Here is a 22,438-nt window from a genome sequence, read left to right as displayed (position 1 = left end):
GGAATGTTTGAAGGCTTTGAGGAGTTAACCGATAGAGACTTTTATGAAAAGGCTATGGCTGGAGAAAAGCCTGCTGTGGTGCTTCTTACAACGCCAGACAATCCCCAGAATGAAGTCTTTTATGGGGTTTTGTTAAAATACCAAAAGCTATACGGCGATAAGATAAACTTCTATTGGCTTGATGTGAGCAAGCATACAAGCGCAGAGGACCTGGGAGTTTTTAGCTTTCCAACCGTTCTTTACTTTAGGGACACAATGGAGTTGGAAAGGCACGATTATACTCCTTCCGAAGAGGATGTGGAAAGGGCCATAAGGAGATTGTTAAGACTATGAAATTGCTTTGGGCTCCTTGGAGAGGCCAATATGTGGAAAAGGTGGACCAGCAAAGCGGTTGTTTTCTTTGCGAAGCCATATCTCAACCAGAAGAAAAGTTAAGGGATTATTTAGTACTTCATAAGGGCAAAAGGGCCTTTGTCATATTTAACAAGTACCCTTATAACCCAGGTCATCTTATGGTATCACCCATAGACCATATAGGCGATTACCTCTTACTTGACAAGGAAACGGCCGAAGAAATCCACACACTTACCAAAGTATGCATACAGGTTATAAGGGAGGTTATGAAGGCACACGGTATAAACATAGGATATAACTTAGGAAGGGCTGCGGGCGCGGGCCTTGAAAGCCATATTCACCTTCATATTGTCCCACGATGGTTTGGAGATACAAACTTTATGAACACCCTGGCGGATGTAAAGGTAATATCTCAAAACCTATACGACCTGTATGACAGAATGAAGCCGGTTTTTGAGAAGTTCCTTCATGCTACTTGAAGTAAAGGACCTAAACCTTTGGTATGGAAGTAAGCATGTTTTGAAGGGTGTAAGCTTTGAACTTAAAGAGGGGGAGGTGTTGTGCTTGGTGGGGGAGTCTGGTTCTGGTAAAAGCTCCATATTACATGCCATACTGGGCTTGTTGCCAGAAGGGACAAGATTAACTGGGTCTATAAGGTTTAAAGGCAGGGAGCTTTTGGGTCTTTCACAGAAGGAATACAGAAAGATAAGGGGAAGGCACATATCCATAGTCTTTCAGGAGCCTTCAGCCTACCTTGACCCTCTGTTTAAAATAGGCACTCAAATAGAAGAGGCTTATAGAGCGCATTTTGATGAAGGCAATGCAAAAGAGGTGGCCTTACAGGCCCTAAGAAAGGCAGGAATTCAAGATGCGGAGAGGGTCTATAACAGCTACAGCCACCACCTTTCGGGAGGTTTAAGGCAGAGAGTATGCATTGCCATAGCTACCGTGTGTAATCCGGAGGTCATTTTGGCCGATGAGCCAACCACGGCCCTTGATGTATCTGTGCAGAGTAGAATACTAAAGCTCTTTAGAGATATGAAGGAGGAAGGTAAAAGTGTTATCCTTGTCACTCATGACTTTGGAGTGGTGGCGGAGGTGGCAGACAGGGTTATAGTGCTAAAGGATGGCACGATTGTGGAGGAAGGTGAAGTTTTAAATATTTTTGATAACCCACAACACCCTTACACCCAAGAGCTACTCAAGGCTATTTAGAAAAAAGATATTTCTCAAGCCCTGTAAGGATCTTCTCCGGAGAGACTTCATAAGTGCCTTTTTGCAACTGTTCCTTTATACTTTCCACCTTTTTCTCTATGTCTTCATAATCCACCTTTTGGGAGTTTTTAAGCTCCTCAGAAAGCTCTACCTTTACACCTTCATCCTCTTCCCTTCTTTGAACTTTACTTTTCTTCTTCTCCTCAACTTCTACTATATATCCTAAAATCCTTTGAAGCTCCACCCTATCAATCATGAGTATATTATCGGAGATTTTTAAAAGTTTTTCAATAATCTACCTTACCCACACTTCCTCTCCCAGATGTACCTTTAGCCTATCCTTTGCACTATCCGTAGGTAAAAAAAGCTCCATAAGGCCAAAGCTACCACAGATTAAAGCTGGCACAGCTTTTTCTGCTTCAAGGTAGTGGGACACCACCTTTAAAACATTGCCTCTAAAAACACTTTCTACATAAGGACCGCAAGGTATGTTGGTTATACAATTACCAAACCGGTCAAAGTATATAACCTTTCCCTTTATAAAACCCTCCTCCACCTTTGCCTCCTCCCAATCAAGGCTAAACCTATACTCTATGGGACTTCCCACCTCCTTGGGGTCTATACCTTTGCTAAGGTAGGCTGCCACCGGAGCAAAAATATCCCTTCCATGAAAGGTTTGGCTTATCTGTGGAAGGGTATACCTTTCAATCTTGTAAGCTTCTACCTTTTCTTCCATACTTTTGAGGGCCAAGTCAAAAAGGCCGTTGTATGGACCTACAAAGAGGTAATCCTTAGTCTTTACAACTATGGGAAGCCTTTCTGAACCAACTCCCGGGTCCACCACGCATAAAAAGATGGTTCCCTTTGGAAAGTAAGAGAAATGAGCTTTTAAGATAAGCGCTCCATGCAGTATATTGAAAGCTTCTACCTCGTGGCTTATATCCACTATCTTTGCATGGGGGTTAATGCTGAGGATAACACCTTTCATGGCCCCCACAAAGCCATCCCTTGTGCCAAAGTCTGTAAGAATTGCAATAAGAGAACTCATGCTTTATTATTTTATAAAGGAGGTGCTACCATGGAAAAGAACATGGCAACTTGGGACAGGGCTATTAGGATAGTGCTGGGGATAATATTCCTCTATCTTGCCATCACAAAAGGCGGTGCCTGGTGGATATTGGGCATTTTGGGCATAGTGTTTATAGGAACTTCTGCCATAGGCTTTTGTCCCCTTTATAAGGTGGTGGGAATAAAAACGGGTTGAAGGTTCTTGCCATTGATTATGGTAGGAGGCGCATAGGCTTAGCCCTTGGGGACACAAGTTTAAGAATAGCCGTACCTATTGGTAGTATTGAAAACAATGGGAGGGTTTTTGAAGAGGTCTCCAAGAGGATAAGAGAACAAGGTATATCCTTGGTCCTCTTGGGCTTGCCTTTAACACCTTCGGGAAAGGAGGGAGAAAGGGTAAGGGAGGTAAAAAACTTTCTTGAAGAATTAAAAAGCCATATACCAGAGGGAGTGGAGATAATATTATGGGATGAACGGTATACTACAAAAGAGGCATACAGTATAATGGAGGGCTTAAGCTGGAAAAAGAAAAAGGAGCTTAAGGATAGTATTTCCGCCTATGCTATACTTTTAGAGTACTTAGAAAGCCTATGAAGTACATCAAGTTTTTGCTTCCAATAATACTTTTGGTTTTGTTTGTTGTTTATTCCCTTTTGCCGGTTAGAGTGGATAAAAAAACTGTGGAAATAGCTTATGGAACTTCAACCTTTGAAATGGCTTTACTTTTATATAAAGAAGGCATATTAAGAAACCCTTTATCCTTCCTCTTCCTTCATAGTGTAGAAAAGAAAAAGCTGGAAGCGGGTGAGTATGAGTTTGATGGCCTTGTTTTCCCGTGGGATGTGTATGATAAAATAAGCAAAGGCCTAAAAAAGCTGTATAGGATAACCATACCCGAAGGGTCCGACCTGTATGATATTGCAAAAATCCTTGAAGAAAACCTTATATGCTCCTCTAAGGATTTCTTGAAATACGCTCTGTCTGAAGAGACTGCCAGAAAATATGGACTAAAAACCCCCACTATGGAAGGCTTTTTATTCCCAGATACATATTTTTTCTCAAAGAATACCCATCCCATGAAGGTTATTGACATTATGCACGTCAATTTTTTAAAGAAAACACAGGAATTAAGAAAAAAGTTACCAGAAAAGAACCTTACCCTTGAAGAATGGGTAACAATAGCCTCCATGATAGAAAAGGAAACGGCAAAGCCTGAGGAAAAACCTTTGGTATCCGCCGTAATATACAACCGAATAAAAAAAGGGATGAAACTCCAGATAGACCCAACCGTTATATATGCGTTAAAAAGAAGAGGCTTGTGGAAGGGTAAGCTCACCTTAGAACACTTAAGGATAGATGACCCTTATAATACTTACTACTACTTTGGACTTCCACCCTCCCCCATATGCAACCCTGGGCTTGAATCCTTAAAGTATGCTCTTGAACCAGCACCGGTGGACTATCTTTACTTTGTGGCCGATGGGTCTGGAGGGCATTATTTTAGTAAGAATTTTTCCGACCATAGTAGAAAAGTAAGGGAATATAGAAGCATAAGGAGCTTAAGGTGATGTATATATATATGGCGGGCTTTTCGGTGGAAAAACGCCTGCTTTTGGCAACAGCCAAGAATGTAAAGGAGGTTTTTGGCTTTGATGTAAGGTTTTCCCATATAGCCTTACCTCCCACTTTGGGCTACAACCCTGCGAGAAAGCAATACAAGGCTCAAGCACTTTTAGAATACCTTTCTAAGGTTTACTATCCTGACATGCTAAAATTGATAGCCCTTTTCCCTTTTGACCTTTATGAGGAGGGGCTTAACTTTGTTTTTGGGCTTGCCCAGCTTGGTGGAAGGTATGCCTTGGTTAGCACATACAGGCTTTTTGACAAGAGAGAAGAATTATACTTTAACAGGGTCTTTAAGGAGGTAAACCATGAACTTGGCCACACCTTTGGGCTTATGCATTGCAAAACTCCCGGTTGTGTTATGAACTTTTCCAACAGCCTTTGGGAAGTGGACGCCAAGAGTAGGTTTTTCTGTGGGAATTGTATTAAAATATTACCAAAACCTTAAGGAGGTTTATTATGGCAACCATAACTTACGAGGAGGCCTTACAACTTCTGAAAGAGCAAATAAAGGACTTTGAAGCCTCTGCAAAGATGGAAGAGGTGGGAGTTGTTTATTATGTAGGTGATGGTGTGGCAAGGGCTTACGGTCTTGATAATGTGATGGCAAACGAGCTTGTGGAGTTTGAAGGTGGAACCATGGGCCTTGCCTTTAACCTTGAAGAGGACAATGTGGGTATTATAATCCTTGGTAGCGAAAGCGGAATAAGAGAAGGCTCCATAGTAAGAAGAACTGGAAGAATATTGGACGCACCAGTGGGTGAAGGCCTCATAGGTAGGGTTATAGACCCCCTTGGAAACCCCCTTGATGGAAAGGGCCCCATAAAGTATGAATACAGGTCCCCTGTGGAAAAGATAGCGCCCGGCGTTGTAAAGAGGAAGTCTGTGCATGAACCATTACAAACGGGTATAAAGGCTATAGACGCCATGATCCCCATAGGTAGGGGTCAGCGTGAGCTTATAATAGGTGATAGGTCCACGGGAAGGACTACCATATGTATAGACACCATACTAAACCAAAAAGATACAGACGTTTATTGCATATACGTAGCAATAGGTCAAAAGAGGTCTACAATAGCAAGGATAATAGAGCTTCTTGAAAGACACGGTGCTATGGAATACACTTGCGTTGTGGTAGCTTCCGCCACAGACCCTGCATCCTTGCAATACCTTGCACCCTTTGTGGGATGCACCATAGGCGAATACTTCAGAGACAATGGCAAACATGCACTAATTATCTACGATGACCTTTCCAAGCATGCAGAAGCTTACAGACAGCTCTCCTTGCTTATGAGAAGGCCGCCGGGTAGAGAAGCTTACCCAGGGGACGTTTTCTACCTTCACTCCAGGCTATTGGAGCGTGCAGCAAAGCTAAACGATGAGCTTGGTGCTGGATCTCTTACAGCTCTACCTGTTATAGAAACAAAGGCTGGAGACGTGGCAGCTTACATTCCTACAAACGTTATATCTATCACAGATGGTCAGATATACCTTGAACCAGACCTATTTAACAAAGGCATAAGGCCCGCCATAAACGTAGGTCTTTCCGTTTCAAGGGTGGGTGGTGCAGCCCAGATAAAGGCTATGAAGCAAGTGGCTGGAACCCTAAGGCTTGACCTTGCCCAGTTTAGAGAGCTTGAGGCCTTTGTGCAGTTTGCCTCTGAGTTGGATAAGGCCACACAACAAACTATAAACAGAGGTCTAAGGCTTGTAGAACTTTTAAAGCAAGAGCCTTACAATCCTATACCAGTGGAAAAGCAAATAGTAGCCATATATGCGGGAACAAACGGATACCTTGATGACCTGCCCGTAGAATCTGTGAGGAAGTTTGAAAAGGAGCTTTACGCTTACCTTGATAGAGAAAGGCCCGATATTCTCAAAGAGATAAAGGAAAAGAAGGCTCTTGATGACCAGCTCAAAGCTAAGATTGACCAAGCTTTAAAAGACTTTAAGTCCAAGTTCATTCCTTGAGGGTTTATGTAGGTTGTAGTGGCTTCTTTTACAGAGATTGGGTGGGAGGGTTTTACCCTCCCCTTTTAAAAAGGGAGGATTATATAAGGTTCTACTCTCAGTACTTTGAAGTGGTGGAAATAAACTCCTCCTTTTATAACTTTCCCAACAGAGGCACGGTAAAAAGTATGCTTTCAAGGACCTCTACCTTGAAGTTTGCCTTTAAAGTTCATAGAATCTTTACCCATAACAGAAGCTATACGCAAGAGGATGTAAAAAAGTTCCTCCATGCCCTTGAACCAGTCCTTGAAGAGGATAGGTTTATAGCTTTGCTTTTCCAGTTTCCAGAGAGCTTTGGATATAAGGAAGAAAGCCTTGAGTATTTAAATAAACTTTCAAAGGATTTTAGTGGTTTGCCAAAGGTGGTAGAGGTAAGGAATAAAAGCTTCAAAAAGGCAGATTTTTACCAATTTTTAGAGGAACATGGCTTTTCTCTTGTAAACACCGATGCGCCAAAGGGTAGCAAGTTTTTGATAGGTCCATGGGTTGGTGTGGGTAGCATAAATTACCTTAGATTTCATGGAAGGGACCCAGACCACCTTTATGACTACCTTTATTCCTTGGAAGAGCTTAAAAAGCTAAAGGATAAAATTAAAAAGCTTGGGGACAGGGACACTTACGTATTTTTCAACAACACCGTAAAGGCAAAAGCGGTGCTTAACGCCTTACAGTTTAAACTTCTCTTTGGCATAAGGACAGAAATACCTAAAAGCTTGGAGAATTCTTTAAGAGAAAAGGAATGGGAGTGAGGTATGGTATGAGAAAGTTATTTCTTTTTTTGGGTCCTTATTTTTATGTTTCTTAGTCCTATGTATGCTTTATCCGCCAAAAAGCAGGAAGCTATAAGTAGTAAAGAAAAGTTGTAGCGGTCGCCCATATAGAAAAGGAAGGAAAGGTTTCTGACCTTATAAAGGCACTCAGAGAGCTTGCAAGCACAGACCCAAAGTAGGCAGAGGTGCTAAGAAAGTTTAACCTGCTTTAAGTTTAGTAAGGTATTGTCAAATTTCTTTATAGGAATAAATTTAAATACATGAGAGAAATAAGCAGAGACGCAAGGGAGCTTTTGGAAAAGGCTCTAAAAGAGCATATGGCTGGGAACTTTAAGGAAGCCATAGAGCTTTATCAACAGTCCATAGAGATACAGCCCACAGCGGAGGCATATACATATATGGGTTGGGCTTACAGCATGCTTGGCGACCTTGAAACTGCAATAGACCTTTGTCTTAAGGCCATAGAGATAGACCCAGAATTTGGAAACCCTTATAACGACATAGGCTCTTACCTTATAGCTTTGGGAAGACCGGATGAAGCCATTCCTTGGCTAAAGAGGGCCATATCTGCCAAAAGGTATGAACCAAGGCACTATCCTCATATGAACTTGGCAAAGGTTTATCTAATGAAGGGTATGTTTAAGGATGCTTTGATTGAAGTAGAAAACGCCATAAGGTTGGCTCCAGATTATAAGCCAGCCCATATACTAAGACACCAGATATTGGCTATGTTAAACTAATAGAATGCCAAAAAGCTCTGGAGAGTTTACAGTAGCCTACAACAAGGAGGCAAAGGCCGAATACGATATTATAGAGACCTATGAGGCTGGCATAGTCCTTGAAGGCCCTGAGGTAAAGGCTTTGAGGAGCAAACAAACAGTTTCCTTTAAAGATAGCTTTGTAAGGATAGAAAATGGAGAAGCTTGGCTACATAACCTTTATATAGCTCCTTATAGGTATGCTACCATAAAGCCACCAGACCCTCTAAGGAAAAGAAAGCTTCTTCTTCACAAAAGGGAGATACTTAGGTTAATGGGAAAGGTAAAAGAAAAAGGTTATACCATAATACCCTTAAGGGTATATTTCAAAAACGGAAAGGCAAAGGTAGAAATAGCCTTGGCGAGGGGTAAAAAGGCTCATGACAGAAGGGAAGAAATAAGACAGAGAGACCTGGAAAGACAGCTAAGAAGGGAGTTAAAAGAAGGCAAGTTAAAACTATAACATTAAAGAATGTTATTTTTCTACAAGACCTAAGCTGTATATATTTCCGAGGTCTGCACAAGCCAAAGCATTGCCCATATTGCAAGCCTTTTCCAAAAGGACCACAGCCTTAGAATAATCACGCATTACACCATTACCATTAACATACATTAGGCCAAGCCTACCACAGGCAAAGGCATTTCCACCATCACAAGCCTTTCTGAGAAGCTCCACAGCCTTAGAATAATTCCTCTGATCACCCTTTGCCTCTATATACAGGTTCCCAAGGCTTGCGCAGGCCATAGGATTATCCATACTACAAGCCTTTTGAAGTAGGTCCATGGCTCTGGGTATATTCCTTTGATTGCCCTTCCCTTCTAAGTATATGTTTGCTAAATCAATGCATGCGTTTGTATTGCCAAGGTTGCAAGCCCTTTGATAAAACTCTATAACCTTTATGTATCTATTTTCTCTGCTTATTACCTCCGCTTGAATGGTGGCCAGCTTATAACATCCATTTGGGTCTCCAAAGTTGCACGCCTTTTGATAGTTTTCCAAAGCCTTTTGAAGGTCCTGGTTTATGTAGTAGCTAATTTCTCCAAGCTTATGGCATGCCATACTGTTTCCTAAGGTGCATGCCCTCTGATAAAGGAATTCTGACATAGCCAAAAGGTCTCCGTTTTTAACCAGACCATAATAATACATATCTCCAAGTTTATAGCAAGCTAAGGAATTTCCCATCCTACATGCCTTTTGATAATATTCCAAAGCTTCTTCATAGTCTTGCTTTACGTCCTTACCATAATAGTGCATGTCTCCAAGCTTATAACATGCCATACTGTTTCCCATATTACAAGCCTTCTCATATAGTTCTTTTATGTTTATGTTCTTTTCTATTGTTATTCCTTCTTGCGACAAGCCAGCGGATAAAACAGTTGTAGATGGTTGTTCCTCTTTGATTGTACTTACAGTAGAATGCTTTTGTTTTCTTTGCAAAGCCATAGATTTTTGGCCATGGTTTTTATGGCTTAAAACTCTCTTCCTATCCTTTTTTACAAACATCTTGCACTGGTTTCCGCCAGTATTAGCCAAGGCGCAAGCCTTTTTGTAAAAACTTATAGCCTTTGCATAGTCTTGTTTAATACCCTTTCCTTCTGCATACATGTTGCCAAGCTCCATACAACTCTTGGCATCGCCCCTTTCACAAGCTTGTTCAAGGCTTTTTATATCCTGAGCTTTTGCACCAAGGATGCCACTTACAACCCCCCCCAACCAGAACCCACTTTAAAAGGCCCTTATTAAGCATATTTGTCCTCCATAGTAGCCATTTGCCTTATAATTTTAACACTATGGCAGTTTAGAAGAGTAAAAGAATAAGATTCTATCAGGCATACTTCAAAACGAACCTACTCAAAAGGCTTATGGATGTAAAATAATAAGGATGAAAATTTTGGTGGTTAAGTTTGGTGGAACATCCGTTGGAAGCCTGGAAAGGATTGAAAACGCTGCCAAAAGGGTGCTTCAAAAGCTAAAAGAAGGCTACAGGGTAGTGGTAGTATCATCCGCCATGGCGGGTGAAACAGATAGGCTTATAAACCTTGCAAAACAGATAGACCCCTTACCACCAGAAAGAGAGTTGGACATGCTTATCTCCACAGGAGAACAGCAAGCTATTGCCCTATTTGCCATGACCCTTCAAAAGTTGGGCGTTCCAGCCATAAGCCTGTGTGGTTGGCAGGTGCCCATAATAACCGATGAAGTTCATACAAAGGCAAGGATAAGAAAGATAGGCGTGCAAAGGTTAAAAAACCTTTTGAATGAAGGCTATACGCCTGTGGTGGCTGGCTTTCAGGGTGTAACGGAAGATTGGGAGATAACCACCCTTGGAAGGGGAGGTTCGGACCTGTCCGCCGTAGCCTTGGCCTACGCCCTTGGTGCAGACTGTGAAATATACACGGACGTGGAAGGTGTTTTTACAGCAGACCCGAGGATAGTTCCAAACGCAAAGAAGATTCCTGTAATATCCTACGAGGAGATGCTTGAAATGGCTTCCCTTGGCGCCAAGGTGATGCAGGCAAGAAGCATAGAGTTTGCTATGAAATACAATGTAAGAATACATGTAAGAAGCTCCTTTAACGATAGTGAAGGGACTTGGATAGTTCCCGAGGAGGAAGTTATGGAGAAGAGCGTTGTAAGGGCTATAACCTTAGAGAGGAACGAATCAAGGATAACGGTAGTAAGGGTGCCAGACAGACCAGGCATAGCCTATAAGATCTTTAAGGCCTTGTGTGATGCCCATATAGTGGTGGATATGATAGTGCAGAACGTATCCCATCAAGGCTACACAGATATGTCCTTTACGGTAAACAAGGCAGACGCCCTAAGGGCGGAGGAGATAGTGAGAAGGGTTGCCAAAGAGATAGAGGCCCAGGAGGTGGTAAGGGATGACAAGATAGCCAAGGTCTCTGTGGTAGGCATAGGCATGAGAAGCTCCTATGGCACGGCGGCCAAGATGTTTGAAGTGCTATACAAGAACAACATAAACATAATGGCCATATCCACATCGGAGATAAAGATATCATGCCTTATAGAGGATAAGTATGGAGAGCTTGCCGTAAGGGAGCTTCACTCAGCCTTTATAGAAGAGGGAGAAGAGGTAAAAGTGATTAATGAGTCTTGATAAGGAGAGTGTTTTAAATATCCTTGAAGAATTTAAAAGGCTCAGTGTTCTTGTGGTGGGGGATGTGATCCTTGACAGGTATATCTTTGGAAAGGTGGAAAGGATTTCTCCAGAAGCGCCAGTGCCTATAGTGGAGGTTCAAAGGGAGGAGTTTAGGCTTGGCGGTGCGGGGAATGTGGCTCATAACCTTTCAAGCCTTGGAGTAAAAACCTACCTTCTTGGTGTGGTGGGTCAGGATTATGGAAGGCATATTATAAGGGGTCTTTTGAAGGAGGCGGGCGTTGGGGACCTAACGGTGGAGGACCCCCAAAGGCCTACCACGGAGAAGACCCGTATAGTGGCCCTGTCCCAACAGCTCCTTAGGGTGGACAGTGAAGACAGGAAGGCTGTGGGAGGTGAAGTGCTTAAAAGTATGCTTGAAAGGCTTGAATTGGATGTGGATGGAATAATAGTCTCCGATTATGCAAAGGGTGTGGTAAGCAAAAGCCTTATGGATAGGATAAGGGAAAAGAGGGTGTTTTTTGCCATTGACCCAAGGCCACAGAATAAGCATCTTTACATGGGCGCAAGCCTTATGACTCCCAACGAAAAAGAGGCTAAGGCTATGGTCTATGAGGAATCTCTTCAAAGCCTTGGCTGGAGGCTAAAGAGGGAGCTAAATCTAAACACCCTTGTAATAACCCTTGGGCCAAAGGGCATGGCCCTTTTTGACAAAGAATATAAGGTCTTTCCAGCGAGGGCAAAGCAGGTGTATGATGTTTCTGGTGCTGGTGATACGGTGGTGGCAGTGCTTACAGCCTGCGCCCTTACGGGCTTGGATTGGGACAGAGCTTGCGAGCTTGCCAACCTGTGCGCCGGCATTGTGGTAGGAAAGCTTGGCACTGCCGTAGTAAAACCTGAGGAGATTCTTCAAAGCCTTGAGGAAGGGTGCGGAGTTTGAAGACCTGGCGGTAGAGTATTTAAAAGGCCTTGGCTACAAAATACTCCACAGAAATTACCATTGCAGGTTTGGCGAAATAGACATTGTGGCCCAAAGTGGCAATACCTTGGTCTTTGTGGAAGTAAAGGGGGGAAGGAGCAAGGCCTTGGGAGACCCAGCGGAGAGGGTGGATAAAAGAAAGATGGAAAGGCTTTTAAGATGCATAGAAGAATACCTTTATAAGCATCCGGCGGAAAACTACAGGTTGGAGGTGGTAATAATAAGGGACAAGGAGGTGGAGCATATAAGGGATGTGGAGCTATTTTAGGGCTTTAAAAGCCTTTTTGAAACTTTCAAAAAGAGCTTTAGTATCAAAACAATTCCTTTCCTGGCACACTTGGGGAAAGCAGGGGCTACACTCCAAGGAAAGGCTTATCTGAAAGACCTTTTCTCCTATGGGCTTCCAAACTATTGGGTCTGTGGGACCATAGAAGATGAAGGTGGGAAGACCACAGTAGCTTGCAAGGTGAGAAATTCCGCTGTCATTTCCCACAAAAAGCCTTGCGCCCTTTAGTGCCTTGGCTATCTCAAGAGGGGAAAAGCTTTCAAAGTAGTTTTTAACATAATCCTTTAGCCATTGGTCCGCTTCACCTATAAAATACACCGTTTTAAAGCCCTGCCTTTTTAGAAAGTCTTCTACCATAAGGAAAAGCTCAAGGGGTGGGTTTTTCTTTGGGGACCCGCTGGAGGGATGAAGCACGGCGCAGTCTTGTAAAGGGCTTTTTTCAAAAGGCTCTATGGGCAAAATCTTAGAAAAATTACCAGATAGCTTAAGGCTTCTAAGGTAGTGTTCCACAACCCATACCCTTTTTTCTGGAAAGGGCTTTACATTACCATCATGTGCTATTATTATCCTTTCCTCAAACTCTCTTTCTGGCACTTCTGAGCTTACAAAATCCACCCAACCTATCTCCTTTGCTATGGAAAAGTAATCCGTATTTCCCACAGCCCATATGCTTTTACCGGACTTTTTTAAGACTTCAAGCATTGGGAAGGTTAGAAGTGTATCGCCAAGCCCGCCACGCCTATAAAACAGGAGCATTATAAAAAGTTTATACCTTAGGTTATAATTCTCTATAAGGAGGTAGTCCTGTGAAAAACACCCTTGACCTTAATCTCATGGAAGAATTTTCAAACCTTGAGTATTTTGTAGTAAAAGCTCCAGTGAACAGCCCAGAGTTTTGGAAGGAGTGGCAGGAAAAGTATTCCAGAGCCTTAATCTCAAGAATAGCTGTAAAAAAACTCCTAAAAACCAGAAGGCTTACATATGAGGAGATCAAAAGGTATAAGGCTCTGCTGGAGGTTTATGAGGACTTAGTCCTATACTTAGAAAGCTTAAAAAAGCTTGCCCTCAACTTAAGAGGTGTCTTTGAAGTCAATGAAAGCCCTGAGTTTGATGATGAAGATATAGACTTTGATTTTTAAAGGAGGTAGAAATGCCCTTTAGGAAAAAGACCCTAAGGGATGTGGATGTTAAGGGTAAAAGGGTGCTTGTAAGGGTAGATTTTAACGTGCCAATGGATGAACTTGGAAACATTGAGGATGACACGAGGATAAGGGCAAGCCTTCCAACCATTGAATACCTTTTGGATGCAAAGGCAAAGATCATCCTTATGTCCCACCTTGGAAGGCCAAAGGGGAAGGACGAAAGGTTTAGCCTTATGCCCGTGGCAAAAAGATTATCAAGATATCTAAACAGAGAGGTTAAAATGCTATCCGACTGCGTGGGGGAAGAGGTGGAAAAAGAAGTCTATAGCATGAAAGAAGGGGAGGTGGTCCTGTTGGAAAACTTAAGGTTCCATGAGGGGGAAAGCAAAGGAAGTGAAGAGTTTGCTAAGGCTTTGGCAAGGCTTGGTGAGGTTTATGTGAGCGATGCCTTTGGCACATGCCACAGAAAACATGCCTCCGTATACCTTGTGCCACAGATATTAAAACCTGCGGTTATGGGCTTTTTGCTTGAAAAGGAGATAAGCTATTTTGAAAGGGCCATGGTAAACCCACAAAGGCCAGTGGTGGCCATCATTGGTGGTGCCAAGGTCTCTTCCAAGCTGGGCATAATAAAGAACCTTCTCAAGAGGGTGGATAAGCTCTTTATAGGTGGTGCCATGGCCTTTACCTTTATAAAGGCATTAGGCTACAAAGTGGGAAGCTCCTTAGTGGAAGAAGACCTTCTTGATACGGCAAGGGATATACTGGAGATAGCCAAAAAGCTGGATGTAAGGCTCTATCTTCCTGTGGACTTTGTGATAGGAAAAGAAGTTTCTGACAACACACCCACAAAGGTGGTGCCTTGGCAGGAAATACCCGATGGGTGGATGGGCCTTGACATAGGGCCAGTCTCTGTAGCCCTTTTGAGGGAGATCATCTCAGACGCCCAAACCATAGTTTGGAACGGCCCCATGGGAGTTTTTGAGCTGGATAGGTTTAAGGACGGCACCTACGAGACGGCAAAGATGCTTGCTCAGTCTCCTGCTCTTACCATAGCGGGAGGCGGCGATACGGACCATGCCATCCACAGGGCTGGAGTCTATAACGCCATAGACTTTGTATCCACTGGCGGTGGTGCCTTTTTGGAGCTTCTTGAGGGCAACAGCCTACCATGTATAGAAGTGTTGGACGATGCATAACATAGAGCTTTTCTTGAGAGTGGCCAAGGAAGCAAGCCTTTTGGGAGGGCTTGTTTTAAAGGAGTTTTACAGGAGAGAAGACAACAAGGTTATGGAAAAGGGTGAAAAGGACGTATACAGCCTTGCGGATAAGCTCTCAGAAGAGAGGATAAGGGAGCATATACAAAAACACCTTCCAGACCATCTTGTGGTAGGTGAAGAAGAAGGTGGTTCAAGCGATGGAGACTACGTTTGGTATATAGACCCCCTTGACGGCACTAAAAACTACATAGCAGGCTTTCCCATCTTTGGCACTTCTGTGGGCCTTCTTTACAAAGGAAAGCCCCTTGTGGGAGCCGTTTATCTTCCTGCCTTTGATAGCCTCTACTGGGCTGCCGAAGGCCATGGTGCCTACAAAAACGGAAAGAGAATAAGTGTTAGGCAGAAGGAAAAACTAAAAGAATGTTATGTGGCCTACGGCTATCCTTCAAGGGCCAAAAGAGACCTAAATGCCTACTGGAACATATTCAAAGAGGTCTTTGATAAAGTAGGAGCCATGAGAAGGCCGGGTGCGGCCGCCGTAGACCTTTGCCTTTTGGCTGAGGGGGTCTTTGATGGGCTATTGGAGTTTGAACTGAACCCTTGGGATGTGGTGGCTGGGACGCTTATAACAAAAGAGGCGGGAGCAAAGGTCGCTCTTAGTAAAGGCTTTTCTTTAGGAACAGACGTATATGCGGGCAACGAGATTTGCTTTCCCTTTATAGAAAAGGTGATTAAATTAAACCTTGAGGAGTTTCATGAGCTTGTTTTTTGAATACAAGAAAGGGGGAATAGGGCTATGAAATTTCTTGTGCCAGTGGATTTTACCGAGATAACAAACCCGCTTTTGAGGATTGTTAAAGCCTTTGCTCAAGCCCACAGTGCGGAAGTGGACCTACTCCATGTGGTCTCCCCAGTTTTATACCTTCCCTATCCAGAAAGCTTTGGCATGGCTACCGTTGACATGAGCCTTTTAACAGAACTCCAAGAGAGGCAAAAGGAAAAGGCAAAGGAAAAACTTGAAGGCCTTGTGGAGTTTTTAAAGCCCTTGAAGGCAAGCCTTTATGTGGAGGTGGGCGACCCGGCGGAGGTAATTTTAGAAAAGGAAAGTGCCTATGACCTTATCTTTGTGGGAAGCCACAAAAAGGGCCTTGTGCAAAGGATACTCATAGGCTCCACCACAGAAAAGGTTGTAAAGTACTCTCACAAGCCTGTTTTTATACTAAAGGGTAGGGAGCCAGAAAAAATAAGCAATGTGCTTATAGGATATGATTTTTCTGAGTATGCCAACAAGGCCTTAAACTTTGCCCTAAGCCTTCTAAAGCCCTTTAATCCTCATGTCTTTTTAGTCCATGTGGAGGAGACTATAGAGCTTCCTTTGGTGGAAGGTGTAAAGGATGTTTTGAGTCAAAGGTATAGGGAAGAAAAGGAAAAGCACATGAAGGAGTTGGAAGGGAGGATAAGAAAAGAAGGCTTTGAGGCAGAGTCTTATATCCTTGAAGACAGATCTCCCGCCGATGGCATAAGGAGGTTTTTAAAAGAAAAGCCACATATGGACCTTGTGGTCCTTGGAAGCAGAGGCCTTTCGGGCCTAAAAAGGGTATTACTTGGAAGCACATCTTCCGAGCTTATGAGGAGTTTGGAAATGCCCATGCTTATACACAGGAGCATAGAATGAGGCACCTTTTTATAACATTGCTTTTTGGTATAGCCTTTTCTTACAACCCCTATATGGACTATATGCTATGCAGAGACCTACAGGAAAAGGAGCCATCAAAGGCTGAGAGCTATTGCCTTAGAGCCCTTGAAAAGACGCCCACGCCAACCCTCTATGTGGATGTGGTAAGGCTCGAGATAAGACTAAAAAAGCATGACAGAGCTTTAAAGATCGCCAACGAGTTCAAAAACAGATATCCCAATATGCCAGAACCCTACCTTTTGCTTCATAGTCTTTATATGTCCAAAAAGGAGGTAGAAAAGGCAATCAAGGTACTAGAAGAAGGCTACTCAAAGAACCCAGAATCTAAGGAGATTATGATATTTTTGGCGGAGGACTATTTAAAAAGAAAAGAGTTTGTGAAGGCAAAGGCTGTTTTGGAAAACCTTGCCAAACTTAGCCCAGACAACCCGCTGCCCTACTTTATGCTTGCACGCATAGCCCTTTCTGAAGGGAAACAACAAGAGGCCATAGAATACCTTGAAAAGTCCTTAAAGATAAACACAAGCTTTGAAGCCAGCTTTATAACCCTTGGTAGCCTTTATGAACAAAGTGGAGAATACTCCAAGGCAGAAAGCCTTTATAAGGATATTCTCAAAAGGGACCCAGACAACAGAAGCGCCCTTGAAAGGCTTGGCAACCTCTACCTTATAACCAACAGGTATGAGGAGGCAAAGGAAATATACAAAAGACTGGCAGACCTATACCCAGATGGAAACTACCTCTATCAATACAGCCTTGTGCTAATAAGGTCTGGAAACACCGCAGAGGCAAAGGAGATATTGGAAAGGCTATACAGGGAAAATCCAGATAACCCAGACATAGCTTTCACATATGCCACCCTTCTTGAGATGTTAAAAGAACAAGACAAGGCCCTTAATGTTTATCTAAGCTTACAAAAAAAGCTTGGTAATAACCCTAAGATCATTGAGAGGCTTGTAGGCATATACATAGACAAGAAGGAATACAAAAAGGCGGAGGAACTCCTAAAGATAGGCCTCTCTACAGAGCCCAACAGCTACATGCTAAACCTTCTTATGGGAAACCTTTTAAACGAAAAGGAAAACTACGATGAAGCACTAAAGTATATAAACAAGGCTATAGATATAAACCCAAAGGACTATAGGGGTTATTTCCTAAGGGCCATAATCTATGATAAGAGAGGGGAGATAATTTCTGCGGAAAAAGACCTAAGAAAGGCCCTTGAGCTAAACCCAGAGGATCCAGAGCTTTTAAACCATCTTGGTTATTCCTTGCTTCTGTGGTATGAGGGGACAAGGCTTGATGAGGCAGAGACATTGATAAAGAAGGCCTTGGAAAAGGATCCAGAAAATCCAGCCTTCATAGACAGTATGGCATGGGTGCTTTATTACAAAGGGGAGTATAAGATGGCTTATGAAATGCTTTTGAAAGCCCTTGAGAAGGAAAAGGAAGATCCAGTCCTATACGAACATGTGGGCGATGTACTTTCAAAGTTGGGACAGGTGGAGAAGGCTCAGGAGTATTACCAAAAAGCCTATAGGCTTCTCCTTGAAGGAAAAAGGGGCGAGCCCAACCAAAAGGAAAGGCTTAAGAATAAATTAAAAAGGTAGATGCTTTTTCGTTGGTTTTTTTGGAAATTTTTGAGACTTTCCTTCTTAATATGTTTTATTTTCACCTTCCTTTTTCTAGTCTTTCAGGTTATAAAGCTCGACCAGATACTATTCCGCCTACCACCCAATCAATCTTTTCCATTTCTATTGCTCTGGCTTTTTTATTACTTTTCCTATATGCTGCCGCTTTCACTTTTTATAGCCTTTTCTCTTAGCCTTTTTGAGTTCAAAGAAAGCAAAAAGCTGCATATAATTCAGTCCTTTGGCATAAAGGCAAGCCATCTTTACACAAAGAGTATAATGTATATGTTTCCAATTCTGCTTGCATTGGTAGTAAGCTCTTTCTTGGTAAATGAAGATCATATAGGCTATCTTAGGAGACAGCTAACGCTTAAATATTACACTCTTATGCTAACTTCAATACCACCCAAGAGCTTTCAAACCTTTGGACAGTTTACCCTTTATGTGGAGGGAAGGGATGGAAATAGGCTTGAAGGAATTTTCTTTAAGTTCCAAGAGGGTGTTGTCGTTGCCAAAAAGGCCTATGTAAAGGATGAGGAGATCATTTTTGAAAAAGGTTCTCTTCTTACCCAAAGGGAAGGCAAGACCTTTTCTACAGACTTTGAGAATTACAGCCTAAACCTTAAGATGGTTATGCCAAGGGAAGACATAAAAAAGAAATACACGGTGAGCATAGTTAACGCCCTTTCACCTTTACTTCTTTTGGCCATTGCCTACCTTTTGGTGCAAGTGCTTGAACATCACCATAGGTTTTACTATATGGTGGGTCTTATATCCATACTGTATGAGCTTATCCTCTTCCTGCTGAAACAGAGACTATAATAACGCCTCTAATTTTTAATCAAATTTTCATCTTCGGTTAGATAATCTATTATTTAACCAAAAACCTTAAGGAGGTAGAAACATGAAGAAGGTACTTTCTTTGCTACTTGCAGTAGCCTTCGCAGGTGTAGCAATGGCACAACCAGCCAAACCTGCTGAGCCTGCAAAGCCAGCCGAGCCAGCAAAGCAAGAGCAAAAGCAGGAGCAGAAGAAGGAAGAGAAGAAGGCTCACAAGAAAGCTCACAAGAAAACTCAAAAGAAAGAAGAAAAGAAAGAGCAAGCTCCTGCAGAGCAAAAGAAGTAAGCATCAATTGGGGGCTTTTGCCCCCTACCTTTTTAAAACACTCTTAAGCAAGTATCTATCACCTTCAATTCTCTCAAGCCTTGCAGAGGCGGAACCTATAACAAACTTAAGCTCCATCCTAACAGGCACATTAGTTTCTTCATCAATCCATAAATACCATAGCCCTTTTGGCTTTAAAAGACCTTTTGTCTCAATGTTTGGATAAACTTCTATCTTCCTTGCCTTGAATTCACCCAAAGGTGTTTCTACTACCTCTATGCCCTTTACACTGTAGGGCAAAAGGTATTCTTTGTCATCGTAGAACATCTTTACCGTGCCTTGGCTTGTCTTTGAGCTGTCCCTGTAGAGTATTAGGCTTGCGGTGTATGGGTCTACAAAGCCTCTATATTCATACTCCTTCTCTTCCTTTTTCTCTATCTCATCGCTTAACTTTACATACTTTATCTCTTTTACCTTTATCTTATGGTTAAAGATGTACTCCTGATACCTTTTGAACTCTCCTTCCTCTTGGTAATATACAAAATGCTTCGGCTTTAGGTCGGGCAATATTATAGTGGCTCCACCTCTGTTATAAACTCTCTTTACAAGCTTTCCTACGTTTATGGTCCTTACAAAGCTCTCCGTTTTGAGATGCTTATTCTCCTGCTTGTAAGTTATGCATGTTTCCGCCACTGGAAAGAAAAAGAGATAGGCTCTGTAGCATGCCTTTAGTTCTTGAGAAAAGGAAAAGGAAGAAAGGCTTAGAAGGACTGCAACTGTCTTAACTGCTCTATCCATGACCTGAACTCTTCTGCCATACTTGGATGGTTGTATTTTAGTGCTTTTTCTATTCCCTCTTGAAGGACCTCTATGGCCTTTTCATACTCTCCCAGCTCCTCATAGCACTTTGCCAGAACTCTATAGCCTGCACCCTCATCCTCTTTTAGGCTCATATACCTTTCCATATGTTTTATGGTGTTCTCGTAGTCTTTTAGTTTGTAGTATTCAAGGGCCAAGGAATAGTGGGCAAGTGGGTTATCTGGTGATTTTTCCAAAAGGCTTTTGAAGTATTCAAGCCTGTCCATTTTCTCTCCTCATCTTTTCATAAGCTGAGATTACATAGCCAAGGAAGTTGTTCTCTGGCTGTGCGCCCACAAACTCCACCAATCCGTTGTTTATAACTATCTTTGGCACACCTACCACTTGGAACCTTTCTGCCAAATCCATGTTTTCGTTGGCATCTACGATAATAGCTTTTATGTTATCGTTTGCCAGAGCAAAGTTCATGGCCGTTATGGCGGCGGAAGGACAATATCCACAGGAAGTGGTTACAAAGACCATTATCTCTATTGGTAGGTCTATGGACTTTAAAAGTTCTATGGTTTTTTCTGAAAGCTTTGGCTCCCTCTTGGAAACCTGCACTATGCCCTGCACAAGGGTAGTGAATTCAAGCCCGGCCGGTAGGCCTATATACCTTATGCCATAATCCTTATCACCCTCTATAACTATGGTAGGCACCCTTTCAATTTGGTATGCCTGGCTTATCTCCCTATCTACCAGTGGAGAGTATATGTTTAGTTTTATCTTTTCTTGTGCCACTTCTGCCAACTCTTTTAGAAGGTCCTCTGCAATCTGACAGCTTTCGCACCCTATGGCTTGAGAGAAGAGCTTTAGATTTACAGGATGCACAAGCTCTTTGGAGAAAATATCCCTTAGCTGGGCCCTTACTTCAAGGTTTAAAAGCATCTTTCACCTCCTTTAGAGTTTTATTATATTCTTAAAATTTACATCTTCCATATAAAAATTTGGTTGAGATAGATTATCAAAGGGAATTATAATCTTTCTTTAGTCATGGGGGCTAAAAAAGCCATCATCACAGGAGGAAGTAAGGGAATAGGAAGGGCTATGGTGGAGAGATTACTAAGGGATGGTTGGGAGGTTTGCACCTGCTCAAGAAAGGAAGAGGACCTAATAAAACTAAAGCATGAACTTGGTAATCCTGAGGGCCTTTATATAAAGGCTTGTGATGTAGGAGATAGAAGGTCTGCAAAGGAGTTTGTAGATTTCTGTGTGGAAAAATTGAAGAAAATAGGCCTTCTTGTTAACAACGCCAGCATCCTTGGAGAAAGGTTATCCATAGAGGACTATCCTGAAGAAGTGTGGGAGGAGGTTATAAGGGTGAATATAAACGGTGTCTTTTATATAACCAAGTATGCCCTTCCTTACATGTCTGAAGGTTCTGTGATAGTAAACATGTCCTCCGGTGCAGGAAAAAGGCCAGCTCCCTATTGGGGTGCCTATGCGGTTTCCAAGTTTGGTGTGGAGGGCTTTAGCCTCCTTTTGGCAGAGGAGTTAAAGGAAAAAGGCATTAGAGTCTATGCCCTAAACCCAGGTGCTACAAGGACCCAGATGAGGGCAAAGGCATACCCTCAAGAGGACCCAAATACACTAAAACCTCCAGAAAAGGTGGCGGAATTTATGCTAAAGCTCATAAGCTCAAAAACGCCAAGCGGTTCCTATGATTATAATATTAATTGTGATATCATATTTCAAAGATGCATAGATACATAAGCATAGGTCTTCTTTTTGGCGGAGCTCTCATTACTTTGCTTTCTTATATATTTAGGGACCAGCTCGTACTTGATAGGCCAACCTTTGCCTTTTGGGTAGCCCTAACACGGATAACCTCCTTTTCTCTCCTTCTATTTATGTCTATCTTGCTTATAGCCTTGGGCAAAAGGTTTATAAGCAAAAGGTTTTATTGGTTTGGTCTATTTCTTGTCCCAGCCTTGATCCCAAACCTTCACCATATACTATCCTTTGTCTTCTTTCCGGACTTTATAACTAAGAACACAAGGGACAAGGTTGCCTACCTCTTTTTAATATCAAGAGTTTTTGTGCTTTTAGCCTTCTTTATTCTGACCTTTCATCACAAAATCAACGGATGGCTATCTGCCAAAAGCTACGGCTTTGTATTAGCCCTCTCCATAACAGCCTCCTTCTATATAGTTCTCTTCTACAACACCCTTCCGCCCCTCTACATTGAAGGTATAGGACAACCCTTTTATAGGGATCTCTTTGACCTTATAACCATTGCCCTTTATGTATATTTTGCCTTCTATGTGATAAGGAACAGATTTCTTGGAGAGGAAAGCTCCTGGTATATCTTCACAGTTTTTGGCTTTCTATCCCTTTCTTCGCTTAGCTTAGCCCTCTATAAACATTTTTATGATTCTCTAATAGTGCTTGCTTCTTTGCATAGGCTTTTTGCCTATATACTGCTTCTTTATGTAATCCTCTACATCAACATCAGGAAAGAGGCTATTGACATTATGAACGAAGTGGCAGGTCTCTTCAGAGATATACTAAGAATAAAACCCACAAAGGAAGGAGACCTTTACCTTTTAAAGCTTGAACATAGCTTTAGATATTTGATAAAAGCCCTTTTCCTTATATGAC

General features: G+C 42.4%; 30 protein-coding genes. 23 read left to right on the top strand and 7 right to left on the bottom strand.

Annotation, left to right across the window (positions count from 1 at the left end; all coding sequences use genetic code 11):
• The first annotated feature begins 3 nt into the window (after window positions 1-3).
• The 3 genes from ACZ5GB_RS08265 to ACZ5GB_RS08255 are packed head-to-tail and all read left to right on the top strand — an operon-like array spanning window position 4 to window position 1,569.
• On the top strand, window positions 4-333 hold the full coding sequence (locus tag ACZ5GB_RS08265) for a thioredoxin family protein (protein ID WP_464326750.1): 330 nt from the start codon (window positions 4-6) through the stop codon (window positions 331-333).
• Complete coding sequence (locus tag ACZ5GB_RS08260) at window positions 330-833, top strand: HIT family protein (RefSeq protein ID WP_464326749.1); 504 nt, start codon at window positions 330-332, stop codon at window positions 831-833. Before ACZ5GB_RS08265 ends, ACZ5GB_RS08260 begins: the two co-directional genes overlap by 4 nt.
• Entirely contained in the window at window positions 823-1,569 is a 747-nt protein-coding gene (locus tag ACZ5GB_RS08255; RefSeq protein WP_464326748.1) for an ABC transporter ATP-binding protein, read from the top strand. The genes ACZ5GB_RS08260 and ACZ5GB_RS08255 overlap by 11 nt, the downstream gene beginning before the upstream one ends.
• Here ACZ5GB_RS08255 and ACZ5GB_RS08250 read toward each other — a convergent pair.
• Window positions 1,562-1,825 (bottom strand): flagellar biosynthesis anti-sigma factor FlgM, encoded by a 264-nt coding sequence (locus tag ACZ5GB_RS08250; protein ID WP_464326747.1) that lies wholly within the window; start codon window positions 1,823-1,825, stop codon window positions 1,562-1,564. The two genes, ACZ5GB_RS08255 and ACZ5GB_RS08250, sit on opposite strands and share 8 nt — an antisense overlap.
• A gap of 39 nt (window positions 1,826-1,864) precedes the next feature.
• Complete coding sequence (locus ACZ5GB_RS08245; protein WP_464326746.1) at window positions 1,865-2,617, bottom strand: SAM hydrolase/SAM-dependent halogenase family protein; 753 nt, start codon at window positions 2,615-2,617, stop codon at window positions 1,865-1,867.
• 30 nt (window positions 2,618-2,647) lie between these two features.
• On the opposite strand from ACZ5GB_RS08245, the gene ACZ5GB_RS08240 reads away from it, so the two are divergent.
• From ACZ5GB_RS08240 to smpB, 8 genes are all read left to right on the top strand, one after another.
• Complete coding sequence (locus ACZ5GB_RS08240) at window positions 2,648-2,833, top strand: YgaP family membrane protein (RefSeq protein ID WP_464326745.1); 186 nt, start codon at window positions 2,648-2,650, stop codon at window positions 2,831-2,833.
• Window positions 2,830-3,231, top strand: a complete 402-nt coding sequence (gene ruvX, locus ACZ5GB_RS08235; protein WP_464326744.1) for a Holliday junction resolvase RuvX — start codon at window positions 2,830-2,832, stop codon at window positions 3,229-3,231. The genes ACZ5GB_RS08240 and ruvX overlap by 4 nt, the downstream gene beginning before the upstream one ends.
• Complete coding sequence (mltG, locus tag ACZ5GB_RS08230; RefSeq protein WP_464326743.1) at window positions 3,228-4,205, top strand: endolytic transglycosylase MltG; 978 nt, start codon at window positions 3,228-3,230, stop codon at window positions 4,203-4,205. The genes ruvX and mltG overlap by 4 nt, the downstream gene beginning before the upstream one ends.
• Window positions 4,205-4,708 (top strand): archaemetzincin family Zn-dependent metalloprotease, encoded by a 504-nt coding sequence (locus ACZ5GB_RS08225; protein ID WP_464326742.1) that lies wholly within the window; start codon window positions 4,205-4,207, stop codon window positions 4,706-4,708. Before mltG ends, ACZ5GB_RS08225 begins: the two co-directional genes overlap by 1 nt.
• An 11-nt stretch (window positions 4,709-4,719) precedes the next feature.
• Window positions 4,720-6,231: a F0F1 ATP synthase subunit alpha gene (atpA, locus tag ACZ5GB_RS08220; RefSeq protein ID WP_464326741.1), complete on the top strand. Its 1,512-nt coding sequence runs from the start codon at window positions 4,720-4,722 to the stop codon at window positions 6,229-6,231.
• Entirely contained in the window at window positions 6,228-7,019 is a 792-nt protein-coding gene (locus tag ACZ5GB_RS08215) for a DUF72 domain-containing protein (protein ID WP_464326740.1), read from the top strand. Before atpA ends, ACZ5GB_RS08215 begins: the two co-directional genes overlap by 4 nt.
• A 281-nt stretch (window positions 7,020-7,300) precedes the next feature.
• Window positions 7,301-7,780 carry a tetratricopeptide repeat protein gene (locus ACZ5GB_RS08210; protein ID WP_464326739.1) on the top strand — a complete coding sequence of 160 codons (480 nt, stop codon included), beginning with the start codon at window positions 7,301-7,303 and terminating at the stop codon, window positions 7,778-7,780.
• A 4-nt stretch (window positions 7,781-7,784) separates the two neighbouring features.
• Window positions 7,785-8,261 carry an SsrA-binding protein SmpB gene (smpB, locus tag ACZ5GB_RS08205; RefSeq protein WP_464326738.1) on the top strand — a complete coding sequence of 159 codons (477 nt, stop codon included), beginning with the start codon at window positions 7,785-7,787 and terminating at the stop codon, window positions 8,259-8,261.
• A gap of 12 nt (window positions 8,262-8,273) precedes the next feature.
• Here smpB and ACZ5GB_RS08200 read toward each other — a convergent pair whose 3' ends face one another.
• Window positions 8,274-9,512 carry a tetratricopeptide repeat protein gene (locus tag ACZ5GB_RS08200; RefSeq protein ID WP_464326737.1) on the bottom strand — a complete coding sequence of 413 codons (1,239 nt, stop codon included), beginning with the start codon at window positions 9,510-9,512 and terminating at the stop codon, window positions 8,274-8,276.
• Between the two features lie 169 nt (window positions 9,513-9,681).
• Here ACZ5GB_RS08200 and ACZ5GB_RS08195 point away from each other — a divergent pair, with 169 nt between their 5' ends.
• Genes ACZ5GB_RS08195 through ACZ5GB_RS08185 form a run of 3 tightly spaced genes read left to right on the top strand, consistent with a single transcriptional unit; the run spans window position 9,682 to window position 12,167 of the window.
• On the top strand, window positions 9,682-10,920 hold the full coding sequence (locus tag ACZ5GB_RS08195) for an aspartate kinase (RefSeq protein ID WP_464326736.1): 1,239 nt from the start codon (window positions 9,682-9,684) through the stop codon (window positions 10,918-10,920).
• Window positions 10,910-11,860 (top strand): D-glycero-beta-D-manno-heptose-7-phosphate kinase, encoded by a 951-nt coding sequence (gene rfaE1 / locus ACZ5GB_RS08190; protein WP_464326735.1) that lies wholly within the window; start codon window positions 10,910-10,912, stop codon window positions 11,858-11,860. The genes ACZ5GB_RS08195 and rfaE1 overlap by 11 nt, the downstream gene beginning before the upstream one ends.
• A complete protein-coding gene (locus ACZ5GB_RS08185) occupies window positions 11,838-12,167 on the top strand; it encodes a YraN family protein (RefSeq protein WP_464326734.1) in 330 nt (109 codons plus the stop codon). The genes rfaE1 and ACZ5GB_RS08185 overlap by 23 nt, the downstream gene beginning before the upstream one ends.
• On the opposite strand, the gene ACZ5GB_RS08180 is transcribed toward ACZ5GB_RS08185, so the two are convergent.
• Window positions 12,159-12,941, bottom strand: coding sequence for a glycosyltransferase family 9 protein (locus ACZ5GB_RS08180; protein WP_464326733.1), 783 nt, complete (start codon window positions 12,939-12,941; stop codon window positions 12,159-12,161). The genes ACZ5GB_RS08185 and ACZ5GB_RS08180 overlap by 9 nt on opposite strands.
• A gap of 50 nt (window positions 12,942-12,991) precedes the next feature.
• Between ACZ5GB_RS08180 and ACZ5GB_RS08175 the strand changes: the two genes are divergently transcribed.
• The 7 genes from ACZ5GB_RS08175 to ACZ5GB_RS08145 all read left to right on the top strand — a co-directional run bounded on the left by ACZ5GB_RS08175 (window position 12,992) and on the right by ACZ5GB_RS08145 (window position 19,000).
• Entirely contained in the window at window positions 12,992-13,324 is a 333-nt protein-coding gene (locus ACZ5GB_RS08175; RefSeq protein WP_464326732.1) for a hypothetical protein, read from the top strand.
• Between the two features lie 11 nt (window positions 13,325-13,335).
• Complete coding sequence (locus ACZ5GB_RS08170) at window positions 13,336-14,526, top strand: phosphoglycerate kinase (protein WP_464326731.1); 1,191 nt, start codon at window positions 13,336-13,338, stop codon at window positions 14,524-14,526.
• Complete coding sequence (locus ACZ5GB_RS08165) at window positions 14,519-15,319, top strand: inositol monophosphatase family protein (RefSeq protein WP_464326730.1); 801 nt, start codon at window positions 14,519-14,521, stop codon at window positions 15,317-15,319. The genes ACZ5GB_RS08170 and ACZ5GB_RS08165 overlap by 8 nt, the downstream gene beginning before the upstream one ends.
• Window positions 15,320-15,343: 24 nt before the next feature.
• Window positions 15,344-16,222: a universal stress protein gene (locus ACZ5GB_RS08160; RefSeq protein ID WP_464326729.1), complete on the top strand. Its 879-nt coding sequence runs from the start codon at window positions 15,344-15,346 to the stop codon at window positions 16,220-16,222.
• Window positions 16,219-17,853 (top strand): tetratricopeptide repeat protein, encoded by a 1,635-nt coding sequence (locus ACZ5GB_RS08155; RefSeq protein ID WP_464326728.1) that lies wholly within the window; start codon window positions 16,219-16,221, stop codon window positions 17,851-17,853. The genes ACZ5GB_RS08160 and ACZ5GB_RS08155 overlap by 4 nt, the downstream gene beginning before the upstream one ends.
• Complete coding sequence (locus ACZ5GB_RS08150; RefSeq protein ID WP_464326727.1) at window positions 17,854-18,696, top strand: LptF/LptG family permease; 843 nt, start codon at window positions 17,854-17,856, stop codon at window positions 18,694-18,696.
• An 82-nt stretch (window positions 18,697-18,778) separates the two neighbouring features.
• Window positions 18,779-19,000 (top strand): hypothetical protein, encoded by a 222-nt coding sequence (locus ACZ5GB_RS08145; RefSeq protein WP_464326726.1) that lies wholly within the window; start codon window positions 18,779-18,781, stop codon window positions 18,998-19,000.
• Window positions 19,001-19,024: 24 nt separating this feature from the next.
• Here the strand turns inward: ACZ5GB_RS08145 and ACZ5GB_RS08140 are convergent, their stop codons facing one another.
• The 3 genes from ACZ5GB_RS08140 to pdo are packed head-to-tail and all read right to left on the bottom strand — an operon-like array spanning window position 19,025 to window position 20,725.
• Window positions 19,025-19,777: a DUF3108 domain-containing protein gene (locus ACZ5GB_RS08140; RefSeq protein WP_464326725.1), complete on the bottom strand. Its 753-nt coding sequence runs from the start codon at window positions 19,775-19,777 to the stop codon at window positions 19,025-19,027.
• The gene (locus ACZ5GB_RS08135) at window positions 19,741-20,064 is read right to left on the bottom strand and encodes a tetratricopeptide repeat protein (protein WP_464326724.1); all 324 of its coding nucleotides are present in this window, start codon (window positions 20,062-20,064) and stop codon (window positions 19,741-19,743) included. Before ACZ5GB_RS08135 ends, ACZ5GB_RS08140 begins: the two co-directional genes overlap by 37 nt.
• A complete protein-coding gene (gene pdo / locus ACZ5GB_RS08130; protein WP_464326723.1) occupies window positions 20,051-20,725 on the bottom strand; it encodes a protein disulfide oxidoreductase in 675 nt (224 codons plus the stop codon). Before pdo ends, ACZ5GB_RS08135 begins: the two co-directional genes overlap by 14 nt.
• 105 nt (window positions 20,726-20,830) lie before the next feature.
• On the opposite strand from pdo, the gene ACZ5GB_RS08125 reads away from it, so the two are divergent.
• Window positions 20,831-21,550, top strand: a complete 720-nt coding sequence (locus tag ACZ5GB_RS08125; RefSeq protein WP_464326722.1) for an SDR family NAD(P)-dependent oxidoreductase — start codon at window positions 20,831-20,833, stop codon at window positions 21,548-21,550.
• The gene (locus tag ACZ5GB_RS08120; protein ID WP_464326721.1) at window positions 21,535-22,437 is read left to right on the top strand and encodes an MASE3 domain-containing protein; all 903 of its coding nucleotides are present in this window, start codon (window positions 21,535-21,537) and stop codon (window positions 22,435-22,437) included. The genes ACZ5GB_RS08125 and ACZ5GB_RS08120 overlap by 16 nt, the downstream gene beginning before the upstream one ends.
• Window position 22,438 lies beyond the last annotated feature (1 nt).

The organism is Hydrogenobacter subterraneus (genome assembly GCF_055390195.1).
This window is presented reverse-complemented; position numbering and strand designations above follow the sequence as displayed.

Bases quoted from the DNA above. Each gene is read 5' to 3' on its own strand.
- ACZ5GB_RS08260 (WP_464326749.1), top strand. From the start codon at position 330: ATGAAATTGCTTTGGGCTCCTTGGAGAGGCCAATATGTGGAAAAGGTG.
- ACZ5GB_RS08155 (WP_464326728.1), top strand. From the start codon at position 16,219: ATGAGGCACCTTTTTATAACATTGCTTTTTGGTATAGCCTTTTCTTAC.
- ACZ5GB_RS08140 (WP_464326725.1), bottom strand. From the start codon at position 19,777: ATGGATAGAGCAGTTAAGACAGTTGCAGTCCTTCTAAGCCTTTCTTCC.
- ACZ5GB_RS08135 (WP_464326724.1), bottom strand. From the start codon at position 20,064: ATGGACAGGCTTGAATACTTCAAAAGCCTTTTGGAAAAATCACCAGAT.
- ACZ5GB_RS08120 (WP_464326721.1), top strand. From the start codon at position 21,535: ATGCATAGATACATAAGCATAGGTCTTCTTTTTGGCGGAGCTCTCATT.
- ACZ5GB_RS08165 (WP_464326730.1), top strand. From the start codon at position 14,519: ATGCATAACATAGAGCTTTTCTTGAGAGTGGCCAAGGAAGCAAGCCTT.
- ACZ5GB_RS08145 (WP_464326726.1), top strand. From the start codon at position 18,779: ATGAAGAAGGTACTTTCTTTGCTACTTGCAGTAGCCTTCGCAGGTGTA.
- ACZ5GB_RS08245 (WP_464326746.1), bottom strand. From the start codon at position 2,617: ATGAGTTCTCTTATTGCAATTCTTACAGACTTTGGCACAAGGGATGGC.
- ACZ5GB_RS08150 (WP_464326727.1), top strand. From the start codon at position 17,854: ATGCTTTTTCGTTGGTTTTTTTGGAAATTTTTGAGACTTTCCTTCTTA.
- ACZ5GB_RS08265 (WP_464326750.1), top strand. From the start codon at position 4: ATGTTTGAAGGCTTTGAGGAGTTAACCGATAGAGACTTTTATGAAAAG.
- ACZ5GB_RS08255 (WP_464326748.1), top strand. From the start codon at position 823: ATGCTACTTGAAGTAAAGGACCTAAACCTTTGGTATGGAAGTAAGCAT.
- pdo (WP_464326723.1), bottom strand. From the start codon at position 20,725: ATGCTTTTAAACCTTGAAGTAAGGGCCCAGCTAAGGGATATTTTCTCC.
- ACZ5GB_RS08210 (WP_464326739.1), top strand. From the start codon at position 7,301: ATGAGAGAAATAAGCAGAGACGCAAGGGAGCTTTTGGAAAAGGCTCTA.
- ACZ5GB_RS08170 (WP_464326731.1), top strand. From the start codon at position 13,336: ATGCCCTTTAGGAAAAAGACCCTAAGGGATGTGGATGTTAAGGGTAAA.
- mltG (WP_464326743.1), top strand. From the start codon at position 3,228: ATGAAGTACATCAAGTTTTTGCTTCCAATAATACTTTTGGTTTTGTTT.
- smpB (WP_464326738.1), top strand. From the start codon at position 7,785: ATGCCAAAAAGCTCTGGAGAGTTTACAGTAGCCTACAACAAGGAGGCA.
- ACZ5GB_RS08180 (WP_464326733.1), bottom strand. From the start codon at position 12,941: ATGCTCCTGTTTTATAGGCGTGGCGGGCTTGGCGATACACTTCTAACC.
- ACZ5GB_RS08250 (WP_464326747.1), bottom strand. From the start codon at position 1,825: ATGATTGATAGGGTGGAGCTTCAAAGGATTTTAGGATATATAGTAGAA.
- ACZ5GB_RS08160 (WP_464326729.1), top strand. From the start codon at position 15,344: ATGAAATTTCTTGTGCCAGTGGATTTTACCGAGATAACAAACCCGCTT.
- rfaE1 (WP_464326735.1), top strand. From the start codon at position 10,910: ATGAGTCTTGATAAGGAGAGTGTTTTAAATATCCTTGAAGAATTTAAA.
- ACZ5GB_RS08225 (WP_464326742.1), top strand. From the start codon at position 4,205: ATGTATATATATATGGCGGGCTTTTCGGTGGAAAAACGCCTGCTTTTG.
- ACZ5GB_RS08240 (WP_464326745.1), top strand. From the start codon at position 2,648: ATGGAAAAGAACATGGCAACTTGGGACAGGGCTATTAGGATAGTGCTG.
- ACZ5GB_RS08195 (WP_464326736.1), top strand. From the start codon at position 9,682: ATGAAAATTTTGGTGGTTAAGTTTGGTGGAACATCCGTTGGAAGCCTG.
- ACZ5GB_RS08125 (WP_464326722.1), top strand. From the start codon at position 20,831: ATGGGGGCTAAAAAAGCCATCATCACAGGAGGAAGTAAGGGAATAGGA.
- atpA (WP_464326741.1), top strand. From the start codon at position 4,720: ATGGCAACCATAACTTACGAGGAGGCCTTACAACTTCTGAAAGAGCAA.